The sequence below is a fragment of the uncultured Porphyromonas sp. genome, assembly GCF_938039215.1.
Classification (GTDB): domain Bacteria; phylum Bacteroidota; class Bacteroidia; order Bacteroidales; family Porphyromonadaceae; genus Porphyromonas.
In genome coordinates, this window is sequence record NZ_CALHVI010000019.1 from 1 (window position 1) to 18,749 (window position 18,749).

13 protein-coding genes are annotated in these 18,749 nt (G+C 57.1%); all 13 read right to left on the reverse strand.

What is annotated here, in order from left to right; genetic code table 11:
• Positions 1-65 precede the first annotated feature (65 nt).
• The 13 genes from Q0336_RS01995 to Q0336_RS02055 all read right to left on the reverse strand — a co-directional run bounded on the left by Q0336_RS01995 (position 66) and on the right by Q0336_RS02055 (position 18,681).
• On the reverse strand, positions 66-845 hold the full coding sequence (locus tag Q0336_RS01995; protein WP_298525019.1) for a 3'-5' exonuclease: 780 nt from the start codon (positions 843-845) through the stop codon (positions 66-68).
• Between the two features lie 8 nt (positions 846-853).
• The gene (locus tag Q0336_RS02000) at positions 854-2,629 is read right to left on the reverse strand and encodes a 5'-nucleotidase C-terminal domain-containing protein (protein ID WP_298525020.1); all 1,776 of its coding nucleotides are present in this window, start codon (positions 2,627-2,629) and stop codon (positions 854-856) included.
• 16 nt (positions 2,630-2,645) lie between these two features.
• Entirely contained in the window at positions 2,646-4,697 is a 2,052-nt protein-coding gene (metG, locus tag Q0336_RS02005) for a methionine--tRNA ligase (protein WP_298525023.1), read from the reverse strand.
• Between the two features lie 74 nt (positions 4,698-4,771).
• Positions 4,772-5,806 carry a UDP-glucose 4-epimerase GalE gene (gene galE, locus Q0336_RS02010; protein ID WP_298525026.1) on the reverse strand — a complete coding sequence of 345 codons (1,035 nt, stop codon included), beginning with the start codon at positions 5,804-5,806 and terminating at the stop codon, positions 4,772-4,774.
• Positions 5,807-5,826: 20 nt separating this feature from the next.
• Positions 5,827-6,423 (reverse strand): ribosome biogenesis GTP-binding protein YihA/YsxC, encoded by a 597-nt coding sequence (gene yihA, locus Q0336_RS02015; RefSeq protein WP_298525029.1) that lies wholly within the window; start codon positions 6,421-6,423, stop codon positions 5,827-5,829.
• A gap of 205 nt (positions 6,424-6,628) precedes the next feature.
• Positions 6,629-9,139, reverse strand: coding sequence for a glycoside hydrolase N-terminal domain-containing protein (locus tag Q0336_RS02020; protein ID WP_298525032.1), 2,511 nt, complete (start codon positions 9,137-9,139; stop codon positions 6,629-6,631).
• A 384-nt stretch (positions 9,140-9,523) separates the two neighbouring features.
• Complete coding sequence (locus Q0336_RS02025; RefSeq protein ID WP_298525035.1) at positions 9,524-10,234, reverse strand: Sir2 family NAD-dependent protein deacetylase; 711 nt, start codon at positions 10,232-10,234, stop codon at positions 9,524-9,526.
• Complete coding sequence (locus Q0336_RS02030) at positions 10,231-12,384, reverse strand: S46 family peptidase (protein ID WP_298525037.1); 2,154 nt, start codon at positions 12,382-12,384, stop codon at positions 10,231-10,233. Before Q0336_RS02030 ends, Q0336_RS02025 begins: the two co-directional genes overlap by 4 nt.
• Before the next feature lie 56 nt (positions 12,385-12,440).
• Positions 12,441-13,037, reverse strand: coding sequence for a 4'-phosphopantetheinyl transferase family protein (locus tag Q0336_RS02035; RefSeq protein ID WP_298525039.1), 597 nt, complete (start codon positions 13,035-13,037; stop codon positions 12,441-12,443).
• Entirely contained in the window at positions 13,034-14,347 is a 1,314-nt protein-coding gene (gene gldE, locus Q0336_RS02040) for a gliding motility-associated protein GldE (RefSeq protein ID WP_298525042.1), read from the reverse strand. Before gldE ends, Q0336_RS02035 begins: the two co-directional genes overlap by 4 nt.
• 28 nt (positions 14,348-14,375) lie before the next feature.
• Positions 14,376-15,659 carry a hypothetical protein gene (locus Q0336_RS02045; RefSeq protein WP_298525044.1) on the reverse strand — a complete coding sequence of 428 codons (1,284 nt, stop codon included), beginning with the start codon at positions 15,657-15,659 and terminating at the stop codon, positions 14,376-14,378.
• A 34-nt stretch (positions 15,660-15,693) separates the two neighbouring features.
• Positions 15,694-17,001: a porin gene (locus Q0336_RS02050; protein WP_298525047.1), complete on the reverse strand. Its 1,308-nt coding sequence runs from the start codon at positions 16,999-17,001 to the stop codon at positions 15,694-15,696.
• Between the two features lie 150 nt (positions 17,002-17,151).
• Entirely contained in the window at positions 17,152-18,681 is a 1,530-nt protein-coding gene (locus Q0336_RS02055; protein ID WP_298525050.1) for a Do family serine endopeptidase, read from the reverse strand.
• Positions 18,682-18,749: the final 68 nt, after the last annotated feature.

The window sequence follows — 18,749 nt, forward strand, 5'->3', positions numbered from 1 at the left end:
CCCACATCAGAGTGGGATGCCGGCTGGCTGTATATATATCTATTGTATAAGGGGAGACTTCTAGGCTAGACGATCAGTTGCCTCAAACAGGCAGCTAGGAGCCGAACATCACGAAGCCCCTTCTGGTGAAAGCGAATATGTACCTCGGGCTGATGCAGGTAAAGGTAGCCGAAGAGTTCGCTGAGCTTCGGATACATAGCCTCCCCCGAACTGCTTCGCTTGAAGCCCAAGACACGACCACGCTCCATCGTGCAGAGCTGAGGGAGCTTCTCTAGCGAAGTCGAAGGAAGCCCCACAGCTTCCAGCTCCGAGAGGAGAAGCGTCCTATGAAAACGAACGTTGTGCGCTACGAGCACCTTCACCTCACGGACTACCCGAAGGAAGCGCTCAAGGACAAGGCGAAGATCTTCCCCCTCAGCCTCCATCTCTTCGGTAGAGATCCCGTGCAGGCTTGTAGCCTCCGCTGTGATCGGCGAAGTGCGACGAATGAGGTGCGTCTCCTCCGAGAGACAGGCACCCGCAGCATCCAGCACCTGCCACGAGAGCAGGATCAGAGGTGAGAGCGTCATCTCCTCTCCTACCTCTTCTCCGTGGAGTACATCCTGCGTCTCCGTATCGAGGACGAGGTAGTGAGGCTGTGCTCCCTCTGGCGCTGGAGAGTCAAAGAGCGGGGAAGAATCGACATCGACCTCTACGACGACAGGTGTCTCCTGTCGCCGTAGAGGTCGATAGCTATGTGCCGAGCGGAGAAGCTCCGTACGGCGCTGAAGTCCCCACCTCAGCAAGAGCTGCACCAACACCAGCACTAGGGGAAGGAGCAGAAGAAGAAGTGGGGCAAGACGCATGGTCGAGCTTACTTCTTAGGGAAGAGGAAGGCTCGGCTACGCTCAGCACCTTCCTTCGCCCAGTCTTCGGGCAGGATACGCCAGTTCTTGGGATCCACGGGACGTACCGATCCGTGGCGACGGAAGAATTCCGCTAGGTAGTATGTCTGGTCGTGCGAAGTAGCTCCGACGATGCGCTTCGGAAGGTCTTCCTTGGGGATGCCAGCTCCTTGCGTAAGCATACCGCCTGCACCACCTGCTCGGTAGGAATTGACGGCTACACGATACTTGCGATCAAGATCAAAGGGTTCGCTGTGCCCGGTGAGACGCAGGATGGTCACACGCTGACCTTCGGGCTTCGTCAGATCCACGACATAGTCGATCCCTTGAGCCGCACTGTAGTTGTAGGGCGGGACGAAGGTCTTGTACTTATCCGTGACCTTAGCTCCTGGACGAAGACGGATCAGGGGATCTTCCGAAGAAGTCATCCCGTTCATCCAGCCGGCATAGGAGTGCTCCAGATAGCCACGTAGCTCGTGCCCCGTCAGCTCCATCGCATAGATGAAGTTGGAGAAGGGACAGAACTTGAAGAGGTCACGTATGTAGACCTTCCCAGCAGGGAGCACCGCCGAAGGCTTCAGCGGAGCAGCTAGCGAGACTTCGGCATTGATCGCCTCTAGCTGCATCCGATGGATGACATCCATATAGGGGCTCGTACCAAAGAGAGCGTCTTGACCACGCACTTCTCCCTCCAGCGAACCTACTTCACTCGAGACGTATTCCTTCACCGCAGCTTCCTCACGAGCAAAGTGACGGAGGAAGGCAGGGTCTGGCTCTACCCCATCCAGTGAGATGAACGAAGGAGAAAGGCTCTTCTCGATGACCTTATCCCCTTGCTTACGCACCGTAATCTTGATATCGGCGACACGCTCAAGGTGGTTGGCAGGGTTGATCAGCAGGACGGAGTCTGTACGCCCCTCGGGACGGATCCACTCCAGCTCCTGACGATGGTCATGCCCAATCAAGAGCAGGTCAATACCTAAGGGACGATTTGCCAGTGCCCGACCTGCATTCTCTAGATAATCGGGATTGTCATTCTCCAGCCCCGAGTGCATCAGGACGACGAGCAGATCTGGCTTCTCCTTCTGCTGGATGAAGGGCACCCAGTAGTCGGCAGACTTCAGAATATCATCGAAGCGCAGTCCTTCCCAGAGATGAGCGGGCACCCACTGAGGGATAGCCGGTGTAGTGAACCCAAGGACAGCCACACGAAGTCCCGCACGAGTGAAGACATGGTAAGGCTTGAAGTACGGCTGTCCCGTCTTCTCGGAGAGGATATTAGCTGCGATAAGGGGGAACTTACATTCCTTAGCCCACTTATCGAAGACGCTGTGCCCAGGCTCGATGTCGTGATTGCCCATGGCTACGGCATCATAGCCAAGGTAGTTCATCGCTGAGGAGATGATGTGTGGCGAGAGCGTATCTACATAGTTGTAGTAGTAGGCAGGTGGCTCTCCCTGCAGCAGGTCACCCGCATCCAGCAGCAGTGTCTCGGGATCGGTACGACGCACCTCACGCAGCACGGTCGATAGACGAGACATGCTCCCCGTCCCAGCTCGGTCATTGAGGAAGTCATAGGGGAAGATATTCCCATGGACATCGGTCGTATGCAGGATACGCAGGTGATGCTGGGTCGTGGGCGGCACCTTCTTCTCAGCGTGGAGCGTGGTGCCTGCAAGCGCAAAAAGAAGCATCCCCACCCACATGATGGGGCGGAGGATGCCTATAACTTGAGTATGATTCATAGTGAAGCTAGAGAGGTTACTTGACTTCGCTCCCTGGGGCGACTGGCCCTGCGGGAGAGATGACACGTAGCTGACCTGTAGCAAGGTCTTCAGCCGAGAGGATCATCCCCTGCGACTCGATCCCACGGAGCTTGCGGGGAGGAAGGTTAGCGATAAAGCAGACCTGCTTACCGACAAGTTCCTCTGGAGCGTAGTGCTGAGCGATCCCCGAGAGGATGGTGCGCCCACCAAGGCCATCATCCAGACGGAACTGCAGGAGCTTATCTGCCTTGGGCACCTTCGTGCACTCTAGGACGGTACCCACACGGATATCGAGCTTCGTGAAGTCCTCGAAGGCAATGTCGGGAGCTACGGCAGCAGCCTTCGCTTCTGCAGCCTCGGCGGCTTCGTTAGCTTCCTTCGTAGCTTGCAGCTTAGCGATCTGTGCTTCGATGACTTCGTCCTCGATCTTCTCGAAGAGGAGGCTAGACTCACCCAGCTGATGCCCTACGGCGAGCAGGTCGGAGCGACCCAGATCCGACCAAGCGGGCAGAGCGATCTGAAGCATCCCGAGGAGCTTGTCGCTGCTCTGTGGGAGGAAGGGTGCGAAGGCAATAGCGAGGTTGGCAGTGATCTGCAGGGAAAGGTTGAGGATCGTAGCCACACGGGGCATATCCGTCTTGGCGAGCTTCCAAGGCTCAGTGTCTGCGAGGTACTTATTCCCCAGACGAGCCAGATTCATCGCTTCCTTCAGAGCTTCACGGAAGTGGAAGTTATCCAGCTCCTTCTCGATCGAAGCTCGCACTACGCTGAGTTCAGCCAGCGTCTCCCGATCGAAGTCCGTCAGTTCACCAAGGGCAGGCACCTTACCATCGAAGTACTTCTCGGTAAGGACAAGCGCACGATTGACGAAGTTCCCGAAGACAGCGACGAGCTCATTGTTATTGCGTGCTTGGAAGTCCTTCCACGTAAAGTCATTGTCCTTGGTCTCGGGAGCATTGGCCGTGAGGACATAGCGAAGGACATCCTGCTTACCGGGGAGATCCTCAAGGTATTCATTGAGCCAGACCGCCCAGTTGCGGGAGGTAGAGATCTTGTCACCTTCGAGGTTGAGGAACTCATTAGCGGGGACATTCTCGGGCAGGATGTACGAACCTTCGGCACGAAGCATCGCAGGGAAGACGATGCAGTGGAAGACGATGTTGTCCTTGCCGATGAAGTGCAGCAGACGGGTATCTTCGCTCTTCCACCACTTCTCCCAGCTATCGGGGAGCAGCTCCTTCGTATTGGAGATGTAGCCAATAGGCGCATCGAACCACACATAGAGCACCTTGCCCTCTGCTCCCTCTACAGGGACGGGGATCCCCCAGTCGAGGTCACGGCTCACGGCACGAGGCTGGAGCCCTCCGTCGAGCCAGCTCTTACACTGACCATAGACATTGGTCTTCCATTCCTTGTGCCCCTCGAGGATCCATTCACGCAGGAAGGCTTCGTGCTTGTCAAGCGGGAGGTACCAGTGCTTCGTCTTGCGAAGCTCTGGTGTTGCTCCAGAGATAGCACTCTTGGGGTGGATGAGGTCGGTAGGATTGAGCGTCGATCCGCAGTGCTCACACTGGTCGCCATAGGCATGCTCGTGCTGACAGCGGGGGCAAGTACCCGTGATATAGCGGTCAGCGAGGAACTGCTTTGCCTCGGGGTCATAGTACTGCTCGCTCTCCTCCTCGATGAAGCCCCCCTTGTCATAGATCGTACGGAAGATCGCAGAGGCATGCTCACGATGCGTCTGGCTCGTCGTACGTCCGTAGGTATCGAAGGTGATCCCGAAGTCTGCGAAGGACTTGCGGATGATGGCATCGTAGCGGTCTACGACATCCTGAGGGGTAATACCCTCCTTCTTAGCCTTGATCGTGACGGGGACACCATGCTCATCGCTCCCGCAGACGAAGAGCACCTCTTCGCCCTTGAGGCGCAGGTAGCGAGCATAGATATCGGAGGGTATGTAGACACCAGCCAAGTGTCCGATATGCACGGGTCCGTTGGCATAGGGCAGGGCGGCGGTGATGAGGGTACGTTTGAAGTTCTTCTTCATCCAGTCTTTCTATATCTAATAATGAAAGGGAAGGGTAAGGCTAGATGCCCTACCCCTCTCCTTACTTGGTAGTGTTACTTATCCTTCTTGATGAGGTACTGCTGCCAAGCCCAAGCCGAGCGCAGGGTATCGGCCAGCGACTCCTTAGCCTCCCAGCCTAGGACGGTATTGGCCTTGGTAGGATCAGCCCAGACCTTCTCGATGTCCCCTTCTCGGCGACCGACGATCTTGTGGGGCACCTTCACTCCAGTGACAGCCTCGAAGGTACGGATGAGCTCCAGCACGCTGACACCACGACCTGTACCGATGTTGAAGGTCTCCATAGGTTCGGCACCAGACTTCTCATCGAGCATACGCTCGATCGCTACGACGTGTGCCTTCGCTAGGTCTACGACATTGATGTAGTCACGGATGCAAGAGCCGTCGGGGGTGTTGTAGTCATCACCGAAGACACTTAGCTGCTGGCGTAGGCCTGCGGCGGTCTGCGTCAGATAGGGGATGAGGTTCTGAGGCACACCATTGGGCAGCTCACCGATGAGGGCTGATGGGTGTGCACCGATGGGGTTGAAGTAGCGCAGGCGAATGACCTTGTAGGGGACACCGGCATAGACCACGTCGCTGAGGATCTCTTCGTTGATCTGCTTGGTATTGCCGTAGGGAGAGAGGGCGACCTGAATAGGAGCCTCTTCGGTGACGGGCAAGATCTCTGGCTGACCGTAGACGGTGCAGGAGGAAGAGAAGACGATCCCCTTCGTACCGTGACGCTGCATGGCCTCTAGGAGGACGATGAGCGAGAGGATATTATTCTTGTAGTAGTGCAGAGGCTTGTGTACGGACTCACCTACGGCCTTGCTTGCTGCGAAGTGAATGACCCCCTTGATCCCAGGGTGCGTCTTGAAGATGTGCTCGATGACCGCTTCGTCATTGCAGTCTGCTTCGTAGAAGATCGGGCGAATACCCGTAATTGCCTCGATCCCGTCGAGGACTTCGATGTTGGAGTTGGAGAGGTTATCGATGCTGATGACTTGGTAGCCTGCCTGGATAAGCTCTACCGTGGTATGGGAGCCGATGTAGCCCGTCCCACCTGTTACGAGAATGATTCCTTTCATGATCTTCTTCGAGTGATCTATTATAGGGTAGTATTAATGCCTTCGATGTAGCTAAGCAGTTCGTCCCGCCCGAGCTGTTGCTCCGAGGAGGTGACGAAGATCGGGGGGAGCTCCTCCCATTCCTCGAGGAGGCGAGCTTTATAGGCTTCGAGGTTAGAAGCCAAACGCCCCTTGGTGAGCTTGTCCGCCTTGGTGAAGACGAGGGCAAAGGGTACACCCTCTTCGCCCAGCCATTGGATGAACTCCAAGTCGATCTTCTGTGGCTCGTGACGGGAGTCAACGAGTACAAAGAGACAGATGAGCTCCTTGCGCTCCAGCGTATAGTCCTCGATCATCTTCTTGAGCTTCTCCCTGCCGTCCTTACTCAGGCGGGCATAGCCGTAGCCTGGCAGGTCCACTAGGTACCAAGCATCGTTGATGATGAAGTGATTGATGAGCTGGGTCTTCCCTGGCTTCTGCGAAGTCATCGCCAGTCCTTTCTTCCCCGTGAGCATATTGATCAAGGAGGACTTCCCCACATTGGAGCGCCCGATGAAGGCATACTCAGGTAGACCCGTCGTGGGGCACTTACTGACCTGACTATTGCTGATGACGAACTCTGCCGATTTGATGACCATAAGCTACTGACTATACGATAGGATGAGCACAAAGATAAGGCTTCGGAGGCAAATAGCCACCGAAGCCTTTTTTGATACGCTACTGACGCATGGATAGCGACCTATGGTAGGTCGTCTCAGAGACCTACTGTGGGTCGTCCTTGCGACCTACCGTGGGTCGGTTCGCCGACCTACAGTAGGTTTTTCTTGTCCCCTGCAGTGGACCTTACTTGGAGGCCTTTCGGACGACCTCGAGACGATCACCCGCCTTCAGCTGGGGAAGGTGCAGGCGACCCGCACGAAGGAGCTTCTTCGGAGCGAGCACTCGACCATTGAGGCGAAGCTCATAGCCTCGCCCCTCGCTGGGGAGGAGAAGCACATGGCGGTAAGGGCTACCAGCTACGAGCTCGAGGTGCTCCAGCTGGCCTGCTCGCCAAGCGAGGGAGCAGACAGCATTCCCCACGACACGTAGGCCTTCGATCTGCCCCGTCTGCCAAGCCTTCGGCAGGGCAGGTAGCGGATGAAGGACACCCGCTTCGCTACTGAGGAGCATCTCCATGATCCCCGAAGCTCCACCGAAGTTACCATCGATCTGGAAGGGAGGATGCGAACTGAAGAGGTTGGGATGCGTCCCACTACCATAGGGGTGGCTGGTCTTCGGATCGATCGCACCCACAGGACGAAGGAGCATATTCAGCACCTCATACGCCCCTGCTGCATCACCGAGACGAGCATGGAAGTTCACCTTCCAGCCCATTGACCAGCTGGTACTGCTCGAGCCACGTGCCTCAAGCGTCTTCCTTGCCCCTTCAGCGAGCTCGGGTGTTTCACCCGGTGTGATCTCGCTGGCGGGGAAGAGCCCATAGAGATGGGAGACATGACGGTGGTGCGGATCGACTTCCTTGAAGTCCTCCATCCACTCCATGATACGGCCGTCGGGGCCCAGCGTCGTAGGCTTCAGCCAGCGAAGCGCCGTAGAGAGGCTATCGACGAAGGTGCGGTCTCGCTTGAGCAGGAGCGCTGCCGCACGGGTATTCGTGAAGAGCTCACGGAGGATCTGATTATCCATCGTCGAGCCTGCAGCGACAGCTACCTCCTGCCCCTCGGGGGTGTAGTAGCTATTCTCGGGCGAAGTAGTCGGTACGTTGACGAGGTAGTTCGTCTTCGGATCTCGGACAAGGGTCGTGAGGAAGAAGCGAGCAGCACCCTGCATCACGGGATAGATCCGCTCGAGATAAGAGCGATCTTGGCTGTAGCGATAATGATTGAAGAGATGCTCACAGAGCCAAGCGGCGGAGGTATTCGTAGCGCCCCAACTGGGGTGCTCCCCTGGGGCGGTGAACTGCCACACATTGCCCAACACGTGCGTCACCCAGCCCTCAGCGCCGTAGAAGGTGCGGGCGGTCTTCTCTCCCGAAGGGACGATACTCTCGACCCAATCGGTCAGCGGACTGACGGTCTCAGAGAGGGCTCCCTTCTCTGCGGGCCAATAGTTCATCTGCAGATTGATATTCAGATGATAGTCGCCATTCCACGGAGCTTGGATCGTCTCTGTCCAGAGACCTTGCAGGTTGGGAGGCAGAGCTCCTGGACGGGTGCTGGAGATGAGGAGGTAGCGCCCCAGCTGGAGGTAGAGACTCGCTAAGGCAGGATCCGCCTCGGGGTGCTCGTGGTAGGCCGTGAGGCGCTGATCGATGGGTAGCACACTGCGAGAGGCATCCCCGCCATCTAGACGCATCTGCACCCGATCCATACGGCTGGAGAACTGACGCTTATGCGCCTCATAGATCTTCTCCTCGCCCTGAGCTTCGGCCTCGAGCAGCTGCTCTACGCCAAGGGCTACGAGCGCAGCCCGCTTATTATAGTAGTTGGTATTGTGTGTGATGTAGAGGTTCACCTTGGGTGCATCGACGATGAGCAGTTCGCCCTCACGAGTGATGAGCTTCCCCCCTTGGGGTAGGACGGGGCGCACGACGATGGCATAGCGAAGTCCCTTGCCCCCACGACCATCGGGGAGCTGACCGGAGAGCATCAGATAGCCCGCTCCTACCCGACACTGCCCGTGCTCAGGACGGCTAAGGGTGAGGCGGAGGGTATCACGTCTGGACTCCTCGCTGTGATTGGTGAGGCTCACGACCTGCACATCCCGTCCGAAGGCGCTGTAAAGGCGCTTGGAGCGGTAGGGGCGATCAGCGACTTCAAAGGTCTCCTTACTCACCCCTTCGCTGAGGCTGAGGCTTCGGCGATAACGGCTAGGGGAAGGTGCCTGTCCCCACGTGAGGTGGAGGAAGCCCCCGACTTGGTAGCTCCCATAGGGGACATTCGCCCCATTACCTCGGCCACTCCCCTCTCCTCCACAGACGAAGGTGCGGTAGATAAGATCTTCAGCCTCCTTAGCCTTCCCCGCAAGGAGAAGCTCACGAATGGCGGGCAGATGCTTGACAGCTTCGGGATTCCAAGCGGTCGAATCCACCGACCCACTCCACATCGAGCTCTCATTGAGCGTGATCTTTTGGGTCTGGATACCGCCATCGGAGAGCATCCCGAGGCGCCCATTGCCCAAGGGGAGCTCCTCCATCATATCCCGAGCGGGACGATCGAAGAAGTATGTGAGCGCCCGTCGGTAGCTGCTATCGGGACGAAGAGTGGGCTTCGTCCGAAGGGCTGAAGTAGGGCTAGCGAGCAGTTCGCCACTCATCAGAAGCGCCACGGGCAGAGCCCAGCGCAAGAAAGTCATAAATCGCATCTCAATAGCTTAATACGTACATGGATATACGACCACCACGTACGGGGGCAAAGATACGGCAATTCATGTGCCCCGCCGAAGGAGGATCAGCCCCCCTCGAAATATGCGGTAGCGATAGGTCGCAGGGAAGGGGAAAATAAAACCTACGGTAGGTCGCCTTACCGACCCACGGTAGGTCGTTGATGCGACCCACAGTAGGTTCCAAGAGCGACCTACCGTGGGTCGTTTTTGCCCCCCACTGCGAGCTTGGCGAAAACACAGCTGGGAGGCAGGTTTTTGACGGGTCGAAGGGCTAGATAGAAAAGTAGCAGAAGCCCCGACATCCGCAGACGGATATCGGGGCTTCTGTAGATGGATAGGAAAAGGAGGGAGACGCTACTTCATCAGCAGGTCGTAGAGGCGACGCATCCCTTCGGTCGCACCCGTCTCGAAGTGGATGAGATCGGGGCGGTAACTACTTCGCACGGGCTTGGGGTCGATGCAGTAGACGGGCGCACGATGAGGCACATAGCCTAGGAGCCCCGCAGCTGGATAGACCTCCAGCGAAGTACCGATGACCAAGAAGAGATCCGCCCGCTCCGTAGCTTCGATTGCGGGGATCATCTCGGGGACTTCTTCACCAAACCACACGATGAAGGGACGGAGCTGATAGCCGTCGGGGGCTAAGTCCCCCACATGAAGCTCCAGCGTCGCTCCCTCGGCGGGATAGGTCACACGAGCATTGTGCACGGAGCGATTCTTCATCAGCTCGCCGTGCAGGTGGATGACGTGGGTACTTCCCGCCCGCTCATGTAGATCGTCCACATTCTGCGTCACGATGGTTACCCGATAGCGTTGCTCCAGCTGGGCCAGAAGGCGATGCCCTTCGTTGGGCTGAGCCCCGACGAACTCCCGACGGCGCATGTTGTAGAAGTCCAACACCCGCTGGGGATCTTGCTCCCAGCCCTCGATGCTGGCGACCTCCTGCACATTGTGCCCAGCCCAGAGGCCGTCACTGTCACGGAAGGTCGAGAGCCCACTCTCGGCACTCATCCCCGCCCCCGAGAGGACGACGAGATGAGGGCGCTGATCCTGAGAGGCGTTCATCGCCGTGAGACGAGCGAGAGCTCGTCGATGAGGCGAGGACACTCACCGAGCTGGTCGATGAGCAGGAGCACGTAGCGGATATCACAGATGATGCTACGCTGATAGGAGGGCAGATACTGGATGTCGCCACCGACACCTTCCCAGTTGCGGTCGAAATTGATCCCGATGAGATCACCGTACTTATTGAAGACGGGACTACCGGAGTTTCCACCCGTAGTGTGGGTAGTAGCGGCGAAGTTCACGGGCATCTCATAGGCACCAGCAGCGTTCTTGAAGGCCCAGCGCTGGCCAGCACCATAGAGCTGCTTAGCGTAGATCTCCTTGAGGCGGGCAGGAACGGCAAACTCCCAAGAAGTAGGATCTTCCTTCTCCATCACCCCACGGAGCGTCGTGGGCACTTGGTATTCCACCCCATCGACGGGCGAATAGCCACGGACATTACCGAAGGTGAAGCGCAGGGTGCTATTGGCATCGGGCCAGAGGTTCTCTGCACCACGCTGTGCAAGGACTCCACCGACATAGGTCCGACGAGCCAGATCAATAGGATTGTCGAAGGCACGTAGCGCCTTGGTGAGCTGCTCCCGCTTGGTGCGCACCGAAGCGGCGAAGCGGGACATCAGATCCGTGGTGAGGACGACCTGCTGCTCCTTAGGACTGAGCTTCTTGAATGCCTCGAAGCCTTCGGGGGTGGTGAAGGTAGACTGAGCGAACATCACATCGACATAGGACTCGACCGAACCGAACTGATCGATCCCTTCGGCGATCGCTTCAGGCCAGTCCTTACGATCGATCTGACGGGTATATTCGGCGAGCTCTGCCTTAGCGATCTTGGCATCGAGGGCGGGGAGGTAGTCCTTGTTGTTGTAGGCGACGAAGGCACGATCCGTAGCGGTCAGAGGATCATCTGCCCCTGGAGCTCGAGTTGCTTCGATGGCCTGCCACAGACCTTCATCCAGATACCAGAACTGACGGCGCATATCCCTGCGTCCAGCGATCGCCTTGTCGATGGTAGCGATGGCATCTGCATAGGATCGGTAGGACTTAGGAGCGTTCGTCTTGGTCCATTCGAGTAGCGACTCCATCTCCTGCTGCTTAGTAGCCTTGAAGTTGTTCTTCTCGATACCGAAGTTCGCTCCGATCGCACGCTTGTAGGCGTTCTGCGAGCGGGCGTACTTAGCAGCATACATGATGTTCACCTTGGGATCAGCTAGCATATCCTTGAGCATAACCTCCTGACGGATCTGACGCATGCGGATGCGGATATCGTTGTCGATCGTCTTCCATTCCTCAACTTCCGATGGGAGGAAGAAGTGGTTCGTGCGCCCAGGGAAGCCCATGATCATCGCTAGGTCTTCCTTCTGGACACCATCAGTAGAGATGTTGAACCAGCGCTTAGGCTTCAGAGGCACATTGCTCTTGGAGTAGGGCGCAGGATTGCCGTTGGCATCGGCATAGATGCGGAAGATGGAGATGTCCCCTGCATGACGCGGATACTTCCAGTTGTCCGTGTCAGCGCCGAACTTACCCACGGCACTGGGAGGAGCACCTACAAAGCGGATATCCGAGTAGACCTTGTTGGTGAACATCAGATACTTATTGCCATTGTAGAAGGGGCGGATCTCTACGCTCGTCCCTGGGTGTGCCTTGAGATAAGCCTCCCCGACACGCTTGCGAGCAAGGTCATCGAGGTAGTGGCGGGAGAGGTATTCCATGCCCGTACCCTTACGGATCTTCTTCAGTTCGGCCTGGACATAAGCCGTGACATCTTCGATCTTATCTACGAAGGTCACGACGACCCCTTCGGCAGGAAGCTCTTCGGCGAAGCTCTTCGCCCAATAGCCGTCCTCGAGGTAGTTGTGCTCGACACTGCTGAGCTTCTGGATGGCATCATAGCCACAGTGGTGGTTGGTCAAGACAAGTCCTTGCGAGGAGATCACCTCACCCGTACAGCCTCCGTCGAAGTGTACGACGGCATCCTTGAGCGAAGTGCCGTTGGGATTGTAGAGATCATACTCCTGCATCGCGAGCCCACGCTTGACGAGCTCGGGGTACTTCTTGGAGAGTTGCTCTAGGAGCCACATCCCTTCGTCAGCTCGAGCTAGGGGGCTTACCCCAAGCGCCACGAGAAGGGCAAAGAGAGACTTACGCATAGTCATTGGTCTATTTAGAATGATTAGTTAGGATCATGAAGGGTCTTGTATCGAGGCTATCCAAGGTGAGGTGCACAAGGATGCGTCCCGTAGGTGAAGAGGTAGTCCGAGCGAAGCTGATAGCCGAGGCTTAGCTGAGCACCTCCCTCGGCATAGTCTAGGACTAGCTCGTCAGCACTAAGCTGTGCGACGGTGAAGCCCAAGAGAGATGCATCCGAAGGGTTGAAGATCTTGTAGGCTGTCTCCTTGGCTGACCAGAGGAGTGAGCGCAGCTGTAGCTCCTCAAGCGAAGAGGTAGCATGCACCCGATCCCATTCCTCAGCATGGAGGTAGCGTGAGGTGATATCGTAGAGCTGCGGGCGGTAGGTCTCGATATCTACCCCTGGCACTCTGTCAGCCGAAGGAGTAAGGAGCACTGCTGCATGCCCCTCCGCATGGCTGACACTAAGCGATCGGTCTGGATGATCCAGCAGGATCGGTCTCCCAAGTGCATCATAGCCTCGCCGAGGCTTCGACTCCCCTAGGAGCTCCGAGAGGATCAGCTCTACAGCCTTCTGCTCTACACTCCTGCGCTCCGTGCGAGAAGCAGGCGGGAAGTGACAAAGACAAAGGGCTACCCCAAGGGGCAACCCTTCGATATGCTCAAGTATCATACTGCGCTATCCATAGACGAGGCAGGAGGTGTGACCTTCACCTCGGTGATGCGGAACTTCTCCAGCCCCGTAACTCGGAAGCTCCAACCGCCAGCCGTGACGACATCCCCTTTACGAGGTAGGTCTTGCTTGAGCTCGAGGACAAGACCTCCGAGGGTATCTACTTGATCCTCGACCTTGCCGAAGATCCCCGAATCAAGGTCCAGAGCTCGGAGGACATCATTCAGAGGTGTCCCTCCCTCGAAGAGATAACTCCCGTCGGGCAGGCGCTTGTAGGGCAGTTCTTCTTCATCATATTCGTCCGAGATCTCCCCGACGATCTCCTCAAGGAGATCTTCCATGGTGACGATCCCGCTAGTACCGCCATATTCATCGACGACGACAGCGATGTGCTTCTTCGTGCTACGGAACTCCTCGAGGAGGTCATCCAACGGTTTATTCTCGGGGATGAAGAGCGCTTCACGGATCAGCTTCTTCCAGTCAAAGTCTGCTCCCTCGTCCTTATAGGGGATGAGGTCCTTGAGGTAAAGGATACCTCGGATATTGTCCTCCGAATCTTCGTAGACGGGGATACGCGAATAGCCCGAGTCCAAAGCAAAGTGGAGCATCCGATGGAAGTCCCACGAGATGTCTATATCGACCATGTCCACTCGAGGCACCATGATCTCGGAGGCCGTCTTGCTGTGGAAGTTGATGATATCTTCGAAGAGCTCCTTCTCTTCAGGTTCGTGCCCCTCAAGGAGATCGACGGCCTGCGACAGCTCATCGACCGAGAGGTCATAGCGCTTCGGCTGCATGCGCCGCGTCAGTAGACTTGTCGAGCGCATGAGGAAGGAGGAGAAAGGATGAAGGACACTCGAGACGAGACGCATCTTACCCGCCGAGAAGCGACTAAAGGCAAGTGGGCGAGCTTGGGCATAGACCTTCGGAATGATCTCACCGAAGAGAAGCAGAAGGAGCGTCAGGATGACCGTCTGCGTGAGGAAGCCTAGTACGGGCGACGAAGAGAAGTCGAAGATCAGAGTGAAGGCGTAGCCCGTAAGGATGACGATAGCGACATTGACGAGGTTATTACCAATGAGGATCGTCGCCAGCAGTCGCTCTGAATCCTTGAGAAGCTCAAGGAGGGCATTGTCCGCAGGGTGCTCCTCCTCCTTGATCGCATCAATATCCGAAGGAGACAAAGAGAAGAAGGCGACCTCCGATGAAGACATGAAGGCCGAAAGGATGAGCAGGACGGCGGAGACAGCAAGGGCTATCCATGCTGCCCAAGGGATCACTTCCCTGATGACCTGACTAAATGATTCCAAGTAGAGTGAGGATTAAGTAGGGAGGGAGTTAGCGTACGCCTGCGTGGCGACGTACAGCATTGAGGAGGTCGCGGTACTGCTTAGTCTTCTCACGGACGGAGACTTCGAGGAGCAGGATCTCGCTGCGCAGCTCACTGCGCACGGAAGCATCACCCTCTTTCCAGCGAGTACGGAGCACACGGAGGCGGAGCTCTTCACGAGCGAGGGAGATGCGCAAAGCCTCAGCTTCGGCGACGGCACGACGGCCAGCTTCGCTCTCGAACTTCGGCCAGTTGTGGTAGACTTTCGAGCCATGGAGGTGGAAGGTCAGCTCGGGGTACTCCGTAATCACTTCCTCATGCTGCATGGCTAGGGCCTTACCCTCATAGAGGACACCCGAGAGCGTCGCACGACGGTAAGCCTCTTCAGGCTCAAGCTCCGTCGTCTCACCACCCTGACGACCGGAGAGGAAGGCTGGGCGACCGGTGAAGCGATATACGTGGACCTGCCCCCGAGGCGCAAAGCGGTCACTGATGAGTATCCCCCAGTCTTCGCTCTCGTGATAGGCGAGCAGATAGTCGTTGTAGGGGGAGTTGTACGGCATACCGAGGAGCGTAGGCTCAAAGAAGCTATTACCCTGCTCGGTGAGACGCGTCATATAGAGGTCATAGCCACCGAGGCCTGCGGGAGAGCGACGAGCAAAGAAGAGCGTCATGCCATCCTCGAGGAGGAAGGGCGAGCGGATAGGCGCATCGGACTCCAGCGCCTTGGTAGCTATGCCCTGACGCTCCCAGCTATAATCCCCCACCATAGCGAACCAAGCGAGGGTACGGCCATCGGGGATAATGCTATTGCGCCTCAGAGCATCGACGAAGCCGAAGATAGGGAAGACGGGAGACGCTGGGTGCAGGCTGTCGCCTAGTGCGGGTGTCTCCACGGGGAGGAGGGAGCGGATCTCTTTGGGGAGCAGCCCAGCAGGGAGGAAGCGCCGACTAATCTGGGGAAGGAGCTCAGTGAGGTGATCCATACGCACCAGAGTGCTATCCACTACGTGAAGGGCATCTGCCGAGGCGTACATCCGTTCGGCTCGAGAGATCTGAGCCTCGAGCATCTTAGCGCTATCGGGGACAGCTTGATGCTTGCGCTGCAGGGCGGCGAAGTACTTCTCTAGCGCCGTCGTAGCCTGCTCGAACTGATAGGCATGATAAGCCGTGATCGCCTCCTGCAGAAGTTGCTCGGGGGCGACGGCTGGAGCCTTGGGCTTGACGACCTTCGCCTCACCCCAGAGCGGGATCAGGACGAGGACGGAGAGGAGAATCGATCGTAAACGCATGAATAGCAGATCTGCGGAGAGACGTAAGCTGGGATCAGAAGACGAACTGAGCACGGAGCTGTAGCGTATGGTAGTCTAGCCCCTTGCCATTCTTCGAGCGAAGTCGACCAAGGGCAGTAGCATCATCGGATAGTCCGGTGAAGGTATAGCTCAAGCCAAGCATCATCGCCGTGTTGGGGTACCAATTAAGCGCTCCGACGAGCTCATACCCCTGCCCCACGAGAGGCTCGGCATCAAGGACACTTGCACCTGCCATGAGCTCGAGATTGCCTCCAGGCTCTGGGGCGCAATTGACATTGGAGAAGGCAGCACTCCCGTTGGAATAGCTGCGCTGCTTACCACGAAGCATATACGAACCGACGAGATAAGCCCCCCAGAAGGAGGTACTCTTGTCGCCACTGATATTGAGTGAGCGGGACCCGTTGGTGAGGACTGCTCCTCCTGCACCAGCGACGAAGGACGAGTGCAAGGCTTCGGCTTGGATGAAGAAGTAATCGTTGCGGTAAGCAGCCTCTAAGCCATAGATCGTATAGTAGTCGATCCCGCTGAATCGGCCAGCCATGAAGGCACGGTTCTCTACGGCAGAGCCCGAGCCACCTCCAAGGGCAACAATCCCCTCATCAGAGGTCACACGCTCGGGTGTACGAGCTACGGCAGAGAAGCCGAGGTGCAGGGTGCGCTTGTCGTTGTTGATGGGGCGGTAGACGGCACGCATGGAGACACCATAGCCTTCGCCCATGTGATTCTCACGAGCATTGACACGCTCGCTACTGCCCCCAAAGAAGCCTGCTCCGAGCCAGTACTTATCCCCCCAATGGGTCCCTGCGAGCCCCCAGTGACGTGTGTAGGGGATGAGGAAGTCCAGAGGCATCGGCGTGGTGACGGAGCCGTGGCGGGTAGAGGTATTCATCCCGAGACTCATGGGCTCAAGCTGATGCCCGAGGACGAGTCGAGTACGGGGATTGAATGCGTATGCCGCATAGATATCGCAGAAGGTGACCCGCTGTCCACGATAGTTGACATCCACACGACCTGACCAGTTGCCATAGCTCGAGAAGACACCGAGGCGGGCCTGTGTGATCGAGTGACCCGCTGCCATACGGAAGGGTTCTTCGACGGCTGCCCCTGCAGGCAGATAGGTGAAGTTGGACTTATTGACGGGAGAGAAGGCTGCCATATCCAGCGTGATGCGACCATCGACACCGAGGGTGACTTCCTCGGGCTGACCGAGGCGCAGACCTATACCCGTCTGGGCTGCTACATCTGTGGAGGAGAGGGAGCTAACCCCTAGGGTAGCCAAAGTAATAAGCGAGTAGATCTTGCTTCTATTCGACGATATCATTTAGAGAATACGTATTTGTTTACTAGCATAGGCAAAGATAGCCTTTTCGCAGTACAAAGGCGGTAAGACATGCAGTGTCCCCACGGGCAAGGAAGATAGCTAAGCTACCTAACCTTGCCCGTGGGGACACTATATATTAAGGTGTGAGCGCTAGAGTTCGATCGTGAAGGAGATCACTTCACCCGTCTGTGGATAGAAGCCACGCACGAGGAGGGGAGCACGGCGTGAGCGGGTCTGACTGCCTGCCTTGTCGAGGGTAGCGACTACCTGATTGAGGTCACGCAGGGAGCGCAGCGGGGTGTTGTTAGCCGTGAGGAGGATGAAGCCTTCACGCACCCCAGCCTTCTTCAGCGCACCTGCACGGAGCGACTCGACGACGAGGCCGTAGGAGAGACCATAGGCACGAAGATCGCCTGCGCTTAGCTCCTTGAGGGTAGCCCCGAGGCGGCTATCGGCTGCATTGGGGGACTGCTTGAGGAGCTTAGCACCACCCTCTTGGTTGCGGAGGGTGACCTTGTAAGTCTTCTCAGAGCCCTTACGGTTCACCGTCACAGAGATAGCATCGCCAGGACGGAAGCGAGAGATCTGCTCCTGTAGCTGAGCGAACGAGGTGATGCGATGACCTTCAATGGCAGTGATGACATCGCCCTTCTCCAGACCAGCAGCCAGAGCAGCGCTGATCTCGGCAAAGTCAGCGATGTAGAAGCCTTCGTTGACCTTCAGACCTTCCTTCTGCACCAGCTCGCTGGAGACATCTGCCCCGACGACACCGAGCATCCCACGCTGTACGGTGCCGTACTTCTTGATGTCGGAGACGACCTTAGCGGCGATATTGATGGGTACGGCGAAGGAGTAGCCGGCATAGTTCCCCGTCTGCGAATAGATCATCGTATTGATCCCCACGAGCTCACCCGAAGCATTGACTAGTGCTCCACCACTATTACCAGGGTTGACAGCGGCATCGGTCTGGATGAAAGCCCCTACACCGAGCTGGTCACCCGTAGCGGCAGCACGTGACTTAGCGCTGACGATACCAGCAGTGACGGTGCTAGTGAGGTTGAAGGGGTTCCCAACAGCCAGCACCCATTCGCCGAGACGGAGGTTCTCCGAGTTGCCGAAGGGGATCGTGGGCAGATCCTTGGCTTCGATCTTGATCAGAGCGATGTCGCTGGAGGGGTCGGATCCGATAAGCTTCGCCTTGAACGTGCGGTTATCATTGAGCGTCACAGAGAGCTCATCCCCTCCGTCGACGACGTGATTATTGGTCATGATGTAGCCATCATTGCTGATGATGACTCCCGAGCCGTAGCCCATGACGGGCTCACTACGACGGCTCCCTCGTGGATCTCCCCCGAAGAAGAATTCAAAGGGATCCATCATCTGCTGCTCACGCACCTGTTGCGTCTTCTTCACCTTGATATGGACGACTGCCTTGACCGAACTTTCAGCAGCAGGCGTTAGGTCGGGGGCATTACCTAGCTGGCGAGAGCCGACAGCGTAGGCTGTGTTTTGGAATCCATATTCGCTGGCCGAGGTGACACCCTCGGGTTCGTAGCTCGAGCCATAGGCCACGGGAGCCTTGCCACTGCGAGCCATCAGATGCACCGTCGTAGCCGAAGCGACGACACTCACTGCTACCAAACCTAGGATAGCCATGGATTTCTTCAATACCTTGCTCATAAGTCTTTAAGTATATAGCTTTAATTCTGTTGGTCCGAGCCTCACCGCCCCCATCTTCGGAAGGCGGA

Coding starts and splice junctions, on each gene's coding strand:
- Q0336_RS01995 (WP_298525019.1), bottom strand. CDS start 845: ATGCGTCTTGCCCCACTTCTTCTTCTGCTCCTTCCCCTAGTGCTGGTG.
- Q0336_RS02000 (WP_298525020.1), bottom strand. CDS start 2,629: ATGAATCATACTCAAGTTATAGGCATCCTCCGCCCCATCATGTGGGTG.
- metG (WP_298525023.1), bottom strand. CDS start 4,697: ATGAAGAAGAACTTCAAACGTACCCTCATCACCGCCGCCCTGCCCTAT.
- galE (WP_298525026.1), bottom strand. CDS start 5,806: ATGAAAGGAATCATTCTCGTAACAGGTGGGACGGGCTACATCGGCTCC.
- yihA (WP_298525029.1), bottom strand. CDS start 6,423: ATGGTCATCAAATCGGCAGAGTTCGTCATCAGCAATAGTCAGGTCAGT.
- Q0336_RS02020 (WP_298525032.1), bottom strand. CDS start 9,139: ATGACTTTCTTGCGCTGGGCTCTGCCCGTGGCGCTTCTGATGAGTGGC.
- Q0336_RS02025 (WP_298525035.1), bottom strand. CDS start 10,234: ATGAACGCCTCTCAGGATCAGCGCCCTCATCTCGTCGTCCTCTCGGGG.
- Q0336_RS02030 (WP_298525037.1), bottom strand. CDS start 12,384: ATGCGTAAGTCTCTCTTTGCCCTTCTCGTGGCGCTTGGGGTAAGCCCC.
- Q0336_RS02035 (WP_298525039.1), bottom strand. CDS start 13,037: ATGATACTTGAGCATATCGAAGGGTTGCCCCTTGGGGTAGCCCTTTGT.
- Q0336_RS02045 (WP_298525044.1), bottom strand. CDS start 15,659: ATGCGTTTACGATCGATTCTCCTCTCCGTCCTCGTCCTGATCCCGCTC.
- Q0336_RS02050 (WP_298525047.1), bottom strand. CDS start 17,001: ATGATATCGTCGAATAGAAGCAAGATCTACTCGCTTATTACTTTGGCT.
- Q0336_RS02055 (WP_298525050.1), bottom strand. CDS start 18,681: ATGAGCAAGGTATTGAAGAAATCCATGGCTATCCTAGGTTTGGTAGCA.